At 61.2% G+C, this 1,751-nt stretch carries 1 protein-coding gene and 1 pseudogene; one reads left to right on the plus strand and one right to left on the minus strand.

The features are described from left to right. Positions 1–956 (minus strand): TRAP transporter substrate-binding protein (locus tag Q7T06_RS05250; RefSeq protein ID WP_304781379.1); only part of this gene is annotated, 956 nt, incomplete at its 3' end. A gap of 189 nt (positions 957–1,145) precedes the next feature. On the opposite strand from Q7T06_RS05250, the pseudogene Q7T06_RS05255 reads away from it, so the two are divergent. Continuing rightward, a pseudogene (locus Q7T06_RS05255) lies at positions 1,146–1,751 on the plus strand (PAS domain-containing sensor histidine kinase); the annotation flags it as partial.

The raw sequence follows: 1,751 nt of genomic DNA on the forward strand, positions 1-1,751 counted from the left end.
ATGCGCGCTTCCATGTTCTTTTGCACCGGCAGCAGGGCACGGCGCCATTCAGCCTTTTCCAGCTGCGTCAGCGAATAGACCCTGGACTTGCCGGACTTGCGAACGGCGTCAAGCGCGCGGTCGTTTTCCTGCTGGGCGATGGCATTAGCGTACTTGGTCGAGTCCTTCATCGCATTTTGCAGCTGGCCGCGCACATCGGCCGGCAGCCCGTCCCAGAATTTCTTGTTGACGATCACGGCGTAGCCCAGGTAACCGTGGTCCGACAGCGTGACGTGCTTCTGGACCTCGTGCATCTTCTGCGTGTACAGGTTGGACGGCGGATTCTCGGTGCCGTCCACCACGCCGGTCTGCAGCGCCTGGTACACCTCGGAGAACGCCATCACCTGCGGGTTGGCGCCGAGCGCGCGCATCTGGGCATCCAGCACCTTGGATGACTGGATGCGCATCTTCATGCCCCTGAAATCAGCCGGCACGTGCATCGGCCTGTTGGAGGACATCACCTTGAAACCGTTGTCCCAGTAGGCCAGCCCGACGATGCCCTTGGGCTCGAGCTTCTTGAACAGTCCCTTGCCGACCGGGCCTTCCGTGACGCGATAGAGCACGTCCTTGCCCGGGAAGATGTACGGCAGGTCGAACAGTTCGAATTCCTTCACGCCCAGCGGACCGAACTTGGCCAGCGATGGTGCCAGCATCTGCACTGCGCCCAGCTGCAGGGCCTCGAGCTCTTCCTTGTCCTTGTACAGCGTGCTGTTCGGGAAAAGTTCGACTTTGACCCGCCCCTTGGTGTATTTTTCGGCGAGTTCCTTGAATCGCTCGGCGCCCTTGCCCTTGGGCGTGTCATTGGCAACGACGTGGCTGAATTTCAGTACGATCGGCGCCTGGGCGAAAGCAGCGGTCGAGAACGTGGCGGCGACCGCCAGCGAGATAAACAAGGTGCACAAGGTGCGACGATTCATAAAATGGCTCCGCTTGTGGGTAAGCATTTTCAAGGGTGCCCATTGTCATTACCGGCCTGCGCAGCAACAAGTGTGGATAACCACAATGGATGCAGTGCAGCAAACGGGCCGTATTCGATACACTGTCGATTCTTTCCCTTCCCCTGTCCGCTCTTGCGTTAAACGTTCGTTTTTCGCACACTCCAGCCCATGAACTTTGACTTCCGGCGCTCGGTCGCCCTGCTTGGCGGTAGTCGCAACCTGTGGCGCTGGCTGCTCCCCTTGTTGCTGTTGCTGCTATTCCTCGCCACGCTGCTCTGGTTGCCCTGGCAGGCACAGCGCATCGAGGCCAGCGAGCGGCGCGAGCAACTGATCGCCGACACGCTGTGGGTCGAACAGACCATCCGCTTCCAGCTCAGCCGCAACGAAGAGAGCATGCGGCTGCTGGCGAATGACATGCTGGCCGGCCACCTGAATGAGCAGCAATGGCGTGACCGGGTCGCGGTGTTGTTGCGTAACAGCCGCGAAGTGCGCCGGCTGGCCTGGCTCGACGCCAATGACGAAGTCCGCCTGTCGTCGGACGGCATGTCCTCAGCCGATCTCTCGCCGCAGTCAAAAGAGGCCGGCGAGAGCGCCCGGAAATCAAGGCGCGGCGAATACAGCATGCCCGCGCCCCAGCCAGGCTTGTCGGCGCCCATGCTGATGGATTATCACCTGCCGATGTTCCGCAACGGCCGCTATGCCGGCAGCCTGGTCGCAAGTTATCCGACCTCGCGCATGCTCGACGAACTGGTGCCGTGGTGGTTCGCGCAGGAG

Origin of the sequence: Herminiimonas sp. (assembly GCF_030645555.1) — a bacterium.
GTDB lineage: Bacteria > Pseudomonadota > Gammaproteobacteria > Burkholderiales > Burkholderiaceae_D > Oxalicibacterium.